The organism is Streptomyces sp. NPDC056347, assembly GCF_042262625.1.
In the GTDB taxonomy this organism is placed as follows: domain Bacteria; phylum Actinomycetota; class Actinomycetes; order Streptomycetales; family Streptomycetaceae; genus Streptomyces.
This window is the reverse complement of the sequence record NZ_JBHJQP010000270.1, coordinates 1-7148: the sequence shown is the minus strand read 5'-3', so window position 1 is coordinate 7148 and position 7148 is coordinate 1. Positions and strand designations below refer to the sequence as shown.

5 protein-coding genes are annotated in these 7148 nt (G+C 66.2%); 3 read left to right on the top strand and 2 right to left on the bottom strand.

Annotated elements, in window-relative coordinates; all coding sequences use genetic code 11:
* Positions 1–23 precede the first annotated feature (23 nt).
* The gene (locus tag ACFCV8_RS34805; RefSeq protein ID WP_376689519.1) at positions 24–2825 is read left to right on the top strand and encodes a hypothetical protein; all 2802 of its coding nucleotides are present in this window, start codon (positions 24–26) and stop codon (positions 2823–2825) included.
* Positions 2826–2840: 15 nt separating this feature from the next.
* Positions 2841–3515: a hypothetical protein gene (locus ACFCV8_RS34800; protein WP_376689518.1), complete on the top strand. Its 675-nt coding sequence runs from the start codon at positions 2841–2843 to the stop codon at positions 3513–3515.
* A gap of 52 nt (positions 3516–3567) precedes the next feature.
* Here the strand turns inward: ACFCV8_RS34800 and ACFCV8_RS34795 are convergent, their stop codons facing one another.
* Positions 3568–3966: a hypothetical protein gene (locus tag ACFCV8_RS34795; RefSeq protein WP_376689517.1), complete on the bottom strand. Its 399-nt coding sequence runs from the start codon at positions 3964–3966 to the stop codon at positions 3568–3570.
* 118 nt (positions 3967–4084) lie between these two features.
* Positions 4085–4564 carry a hypothetical protein gene (locus ACFCV8_RS34790; RefSeq protein WP_376689516.1) on the bottom strand — a complete coding sequence of 160 codons (480 nt, stop codon included), beginning with the start codon at positions 4562–4564 and terminating at the stop codon, positions 4085–4087.
* A 202-nt stretch (positions 4565–4766) separates the two neighbouring features.
* On the opposite strand from ACFCV8_RS34790, the gene ACFCV8_RS34785 reads away from it, so the two are divergent.
* The gene (locus ACFCV8_RS34785; protein ID WP_376689515.1) at positions 4767–7097 is read left to right on the top strand and encodes an N-acetylmuramoyl-L-alanine amidase; all 2331 of its coding nucleotides are present in this window, start codon (positions 4767–4769) and stop codon (positions 7095–7097) included.
* The last annotated feature ends 51 nt before the right edge of the window (positions 7098–7148 follow it).

Here is a 7148-nt window from a genome sequence, read left to right as displayed (position 1 = left end):
CGAAATGGGCCAAGGACAAACTCATGGGCATGCCGGAAGAAGCCAACCAGCTCTTCCAGGAAGCCCGCAAACTCTACGTGGCGAAGATGCAGACCCTCATCTCGTCCGTCGCCGACATCATCGGCACCGAACTCGGCCGCGCGAAAGCCCGCATCGCCAAGGGACGGGCCGAACTCAAGACCGAGGTCGACAAACTCCCCGCCGACCTCAAAAAGTTCGGCCAGGACGCCGCCACCGACTTCGCCGGGAAATTCGACGACCTCGAAGCCACCGTCAACGAGAAGTCCGAACAGCTCGTCCAGGACCTCGCCCAGAAATACACCGCCGCACTCAACAAGGTCGACGAGGAGATCAAGAAACTCCAGGAAGCCAACAAGGGCCTGGTCGACAAGGCGAAGGACGCGATCGTCGGTGTCATCAAGACGATCAACGAACTCAAGAACCTCCTCCTCAATATCCTCGCCAAGGCCGCCTCCGCGATCATGAAGATCATCAAGGACCCCATCGGGTTCCTCGGCAACCTCGTCAAGGCCGTCGGCGCCGGACTCCACCTCTTCATCACCAACATCGCCGACCACCTCAAAACAGGCCTCGTCTCCTGGCTGCTCGGCACCGCCGTCAAAGCCGGACTCGAACTCCCCCAACGCTTCGACCTCAAGGGCATCATCCAGCTCATCGGCGCCCTCCTCGGCCTCACCTGGGCCAACATCCGCACCCGCATCACCCGAAAGGGCATCCCCGAACAAGCCCTCACCACCATCGAAACCTCCGTCCCCGTCGCGAAGAAACTCGCCACCGAAGGCCCCGCCGGCGCCGTCAACGAAATCACCGAAGAAGCAGGCGACCTCAAAGCCACCATCCTCGAAAAACTCACCACCTACCTCATCCCCACCGTCCTCATCGCCGGCATCACCTGGATCATCTCCCTCCTCAACCCCGCCTCCGCCTTCATCCGCGCCGTCAAAGGCATCATCGACATCGTCACGTTCATCGTGAACCAGGGCGCCCAAATCGTCGACTTCGTCAACGCCGTCCTCGACGCCGTCATCGCCATCACCAACGGCGGCGCAGCAGGCGTCCCGAAAATGGTCGAAACAGCCCTCGCCACCAGCATCCCGTTGTTGATCGGCTTCCTCGCCTCCCTCCTCGGCATCAGCGGCCTCGCCAACAAAGTCAAATCCGTCTTCCACGCCGTATCCAAACCCGTCAACCGCGCCATCGACAAAATCATCAACCTCATCACCAAAAAAGGCAAAGCCCTCTGGAACAAACTCAAACGCAAACAAAAGGACGAGAAGAACGGCGAGACGCCCAGGAGTCGCAACGTCAAGAAGGAGGCGCGCCGCCTCCTGGCAGCACCCACTTCTTCTCCTCTGCCCTCCGAAGGGCATCTGGACAGAGAGATAAAGAAGGTGCTGGATGCCCTGCGCCCGCAGGGGCTCAAATCGCTCAGGAAGAAGAAGGGGGGAAGCGCCGACTCATTCACAGTGGTGGCACGCGCCAGCGCGCCGCAGGAGGTAGCAGAGGCCACCGTGACGGGCGGGGCCGAAAACCGCGAGGACAAAAAATACGAGGAAGAAATAAAGAAGTATCTGCACAAGCATGGCAAGGAGTGGTCCGAAAGCGCTGTGTACGAATGGTGGTGGGAGAAACAGCTAGAGAACCCGAAGGCGGGAGAAACCAGAATCTGGCCGTCTCGGGACGATGTCCTGTCCGGCACCAACGCCGCCGGTGTCACATATTTGCGCGACGACCGTTCAGCGTACGGTCATCCAGATCTCGTAAAATACTTCAAAGACGCACCTGGCACCAGGTCGGCCGACACCAAGACATTCCGGAACTACGTATTCACCAGCGAGCAGCGGCATCCCGTGCGCGACGCGTTCCTGAAAATCATTGGGACCGATGCCGCGGTCAAAGTTTCCGAAAAGGGAAAGGCAGGGGTTGATGCATCAAACGCAACTGCCGAAGTGAAGGCCGGCCTGACGGATCAGATCGGCAAGATTGAATTTCATCCCGCCCTCTCCCACTACGGGAAGTTCCACCCGTTCTTGAAAGACAGTGTGGAACCCGACCTGGTGGAGGCCGTGAAAAAAGCGGGCGGCATTATCAGGTTCTTGGAAAAAATGCTTCTGGGTGAAGACGGAAACCGCTCTCCCGACGATTCGAGCGAGAGGGCAGTGCAAGGCATAACGTGGCAGAAGTTCAGCGAACTATGGAATTCCGGGGGAGCGAACTCAAGTTGGGTCAAGGACAGGTTCCGAGATGCCATGCCAGGGCGTCATGAGTGGATTCCCTCCAACCTCATCAGGGACGTCCTCGAGCATGCGATCAGCCTGCACGACGCAGCCAAGGCCGCTGAAGGATTACGTTGGCTCCGCCTCCACCATGAACTGCGCTCGCGAACCAATTTCGTCATCTGGAAGCGCCCCGAGGGCCCCGCTTCCCCACCCGGCGGCCACGTGGGGACGTTCTACGAGAACGACGAAGACAAATCGACCTTCACGAATGGCACCGACGATTTTCACAAGCGACTCAGGGAAATATTCCGGGAAAGCATGCATGAGGGCGCACTCGCCTGCCTGGACAAGATTCTCGAAGAGATAGAGGGTGAAGACGGCGCGGACGGACTCATCTGGTCGGGCAGGACCCTGGGTATCCCCTCGGATGTCCTGGAAGGCGCGGTGGGCGCCCGTTACTGGATAGCGCCGAGCCAGTACGCGTCCTGGAGCGTGCAGAAGCTGGCCCAGGAACAGCGAAAGAATTATGAAGCAATCCTCAAAGATTTCGAACAGGTAAGAAGAAAAATAGAGAAGATAACCTAGTGAGGCTTCGCGGACATGGATCCCTCCGTAGCACAGGCAATAAATCAAGAGACCGGACAGTCGGAACCCTTCTCACTCGAATTGTTGCAGTCGCTCACCTATCTCGAGGTCTCCTATGCCCGAACCCTGGAGGATTTGTCGGTCTGCCAGAATCTGGAAATTCTTCAACTAATTGGCTGCGACCCGGTCGACATCAGCCAGTTGGGTATCCTTCCGGAATTGGTAACCCTCGTCGTACAGGTCAGCAACCTCGAAAGCCTTGCAGGGGTTGAGAACTTTCCCTCGCTGAGGCGACTCATGGCAGGGATGAACTGGATCGAGGACCTGTCGCCTCTTCTCTCGTGTCCGCATCTGCGCCGGCTGGATGTTCGAGGAAATCCGTTGTCCGACTCCTCGTACCGGACACTCGTGCCACGGATCCAAGAGAGCGGAACCCGGGTTTCCGTCTCCGCGGAGCCCGATTGGCAGATGACCCTCGAACTGCGACGCCGCGGATTCCCGTACAGCTTCTACAAGGCACACGACGGGACGAGACTGTGCCGCCCCGGGCTGGCGTTGACGGACCGGCCCGACACGAGCCATCCCATCGTGGGCCGGGAGGAGTTGGCGGATCTCCTCGATCGGCATCCGGACGAGGTGCCCGGGCTGTTCGAACGTCGGGATCTGATGCCGACCACCTTCGGCCCATGAGGGAGTCATGAAGGAACCCTCAGGAAGCCCGCCGTCGGCCACCACACAGGATTTACGGTGCGGCCACCTTGGTGAGCACCAGGGGCGGCGGCTCGTCCGGGGTGCGGAACTCCAGCGTTCCTCGGCCTCTCGGGTAGAGCTGGACTCCGCCGGTGTCGCCGAGTCCGCCGTCGTCGACCGTCAGGTAGATGAAGTCGCTGGACGAGTCGCTGTCGACGAACTCCCATCGGCCGCTGAAGTCGGCGGAGCCGGAGGTGAAGTCCGCCGACACGTCAGTGGCGGAGAACGTCCCGTCGGACCCGATCCGGATCTCGCTGCCGGCTGCGTCGTTGCGGTACGTGCCGGGCAGTTCCGTGCTGTCGACCGAGTTCGCACACCCCGGGACGAGTACCGCTGAAGCGCCCAGTGCGGTGAGCAGCAGCCACCGTCCGCCTGTCCCCCTGATCATCATGACCCCAACGTAACGGCATCGCGACAGGCCGGACCGTCACGCCGATCACACCCGGCGGAGGAACCCTCTGCACGACCGTGCCTCGAAGTCCCTGCCGGGCGGACCTCGGGGCGCGGAACTACGCGAAGCGGTCGCCGCAGCGGCTGCAGAAGAGGGGTTCGGGGTCCTGCGAGAGGTGGTTGCAGGACGAGCAGACGAGGTCGAGCAGGCACGGGGGTTCGCCGCCCTCGTACGAGGTGGGTGCGGGCTTGATCGTGAGGCCCGGGCGGCGGCGGTGGACGGTCAGGTAGGCGAGGCCGTCCGGGCCCGCGGTGAGCGCGCGGCGGGAGGTCTTCGGCAGCCAGAGCACCGTGGAGGGGGTCAGGCCCAGGGACTCGTCGCCCGCGTCGAGCCTGCCGTCGCCGTCGAGGACGACGAGGAGGACGTCCAGCACGTCCTCCCGGTGCGTACCGACCTCGGCGCCGGGCGGCAGGCGCACCAGGTTGGCGTCCAGTTCGCGTCCCTGTTCGGCGAGTTGCCAGATCGCGCCGCGTTGCTCGGGGGTCGCGCCGTGGATCAGTTCGTCGAGTACGGCCAGGACGCGCGGTGCGGGATTCACGGCAGTCAGGCTACGCCTCGGGCGGGGGGCCGTCCGGGCCGTCGTACGGGCATGCGAAGCTGTGGCTCCGCTGTGCAGGCGCGGGAGCATGCGTACCCCCCACCAGGTCGTCGTCGGCCGGTGCTCGCCGTCGCGGCCGCAGCGGCTGTGAAGAGACGACGTTCCCTGGGGGTACGACTTGAGAGCGAAGAAGCACGGAGCGGTGCGGAGGAGACGCCTCCTGGCGAGCCGGCGAGTCCGGATCACCGCCGCCGCCGCGGCCTCGGCCGTTGCCGGTGTCCTGGTCTTCGAGGGGGTGACGGGCAACTCCTCGGTGGACACCGGGGCGAAGTCCGGCCCGGCGAAGGCCGATGTGCGCGCCACCTCGCTGAAGCTCGGCGCGGGCGGTACGTCCGCGGCGCTCGGCAGGCGGGACACCGCACCGTTCAGCATGCTGGGCGTCACCTGGACCGACCCCGCGGCCCGGGTGACCGGTGCCGTCGAGGTCCGGACCCGGTCCGTCGCCGGCGGGAACTGGACGCCCTGGACGGCGCTGGAGACCGACCTCGACGGCCGTACGGAGACCGGCCGCTCCGGCACCCGGGGCAGCACCGAGCCCCGCTGGGTGGGCCCCTCCGACGGGGTCGAGGTACGGATCAACGCGGGCGGCAAGGTCTCCGCCAAGCTGCCCGCCGGGCTCCGGCTGGACACCGTGGACCCGGGCCGCGGCCCCTCGCTCGCCGCCGAACCGGCCGCGTACGCCGCCGATCTGCCCGCCGGTCCACCGGCCGCTCCGCCCGCCCGCCTCCCCGCCGAGGACCCGCCCGCCGGGCCCACCACCGAGCCCACCGCACCGGACACCACCGAACCGGCCGCCCCGGACGGGGCCACCCCGGCACCCGGGGAGCCCACCCCGCCCGCGTCGGACGACACCCCGCCCCCGACCGGGCCCGTCACCGACCCGCCCACCACCCCGGCGGGCCCGGACCCCTCCGGCTCCTCCCCCGCCGCGACGCCGCCGCCCGCACCCTCGTCGAGCGTGCCGAAGCCGCCGATCACCTCGCGGGCCGGCTGGGGCGCCGACGAGTCGATCAGCCCGGAGGCGCCGGAGTACCTGGACGGCGTCAAGGCCGTCTTCGTCCACCACACCGCCGGAAGCAGCACCTACACCTGCGCGGAGTCCCCGGCGATCGTGCGCAGCCTGTACGCGTACCACGTCAGGAGCGAGGGCTGGAAGGACATCGGCTACAACTTCCTCGTCGACAAGTGCGGCACCGTCTTCGAGGGCCGCAAGGGCGGCGTGGACCGGCCGGTGCTCGGCGCGCACACCTTCGGCTTCAACCGTGAGTCGGCCGGGATCGCGGTGATCGGCACGTACACCGACGCGACCGCGCCCGCCGCGGTGACCACGGCGGTGGCCCGGGTCGCCGCGTGGAAGCTCGGCCAGTACAAGGGCGATCCGGCGGGCACCACCACGCTCACCGCGGGCGCCGCCGGGAAGAACTACTTCGGCAAGGCGTTCACCTCCGGCACGAAGTACTCCTTCAACCAGATCTCCGGGCACCGCGACGGCTTCAACACCCAGTGCCCCGGCACCGCGCTGTACGGGCAGCTGGGCACGGTCCGGGCGCTCGCCGCGGGCCCCGTCACCGGTCTCGCGATCAAGTCGGTCACCGGCGCCGGGCTCTCGGGCACCACGTACTACACCAAGTCCGCGGTGACCGTCGGCTGGTCGGCGAGCACCCCGAACGTGTTCATCGGCAAGTACGAGCTGCTGGTCGACGGGAAGCCCGTCGCCACCACCGCGGGCACCGCCACCTCCGCGGCCGCCACCCTGGCGCTCGGCACGCACAAGGTCCAGGTCCGCGCCACCCACCGGTCGGGGAAGACCACCACCTCCGCGGCGGCCACCGTGATCGCCGAGAAGACCGCCCCGACGTTCCCCGCCAAGCCGGGCCTGGCGCTGCGCACCGGCACCGTGAACACCGCCGCCGTGCCGCTCACCCTGAAGTGGAAGGCCGCCGACACCGCCGCGCTCAAGGAGGTCCGGCTCACCGCGCCGGTCGCCAGGACGTACGGCCCGACGGTCACCAGTGCCGCGCACACCGCGAAGTCGGGCGCGGCGACCACCTGGTCCATGAAGGCGTACGACCTGGCGGGCAACACCGCCTCCGCGTCGGTCGCCGGTACGCCGGTGATCATGCAGGAGACCGCCGCCACGAAGACCGGTAAGTGGACGGCCAAGTCGTCGTCCAGCTACCTGGGCGGCAAGTCGTACTCCAGCTCCTCGAAGGGGGCGGGCCTGAGCTGGACGTTCACCGGGCGTTCGGTCGCCCTGGTGGCCTCGCGGGCCGCCACGTCGGGCCAGGTGTACGTGTACGTGGACGGGACGAAGGTGTCCACGGTGGACCTGAAGTCCGCCACCACCAAGTACCGCGACGCGCTGTGGACGAAGAGCTGGTCGTCCAGTGCCAAGCACACCGTCAGGATCGTCGTCGTGGCGACCTCGGGCCGCCCGACGGTCACCACCGACGGGATCGTGTACCTGAAGTAGCCGGCCGGGTCGGGCATCGCGCCGCCCCCGGTGGTCCGGAGAGACGGGACC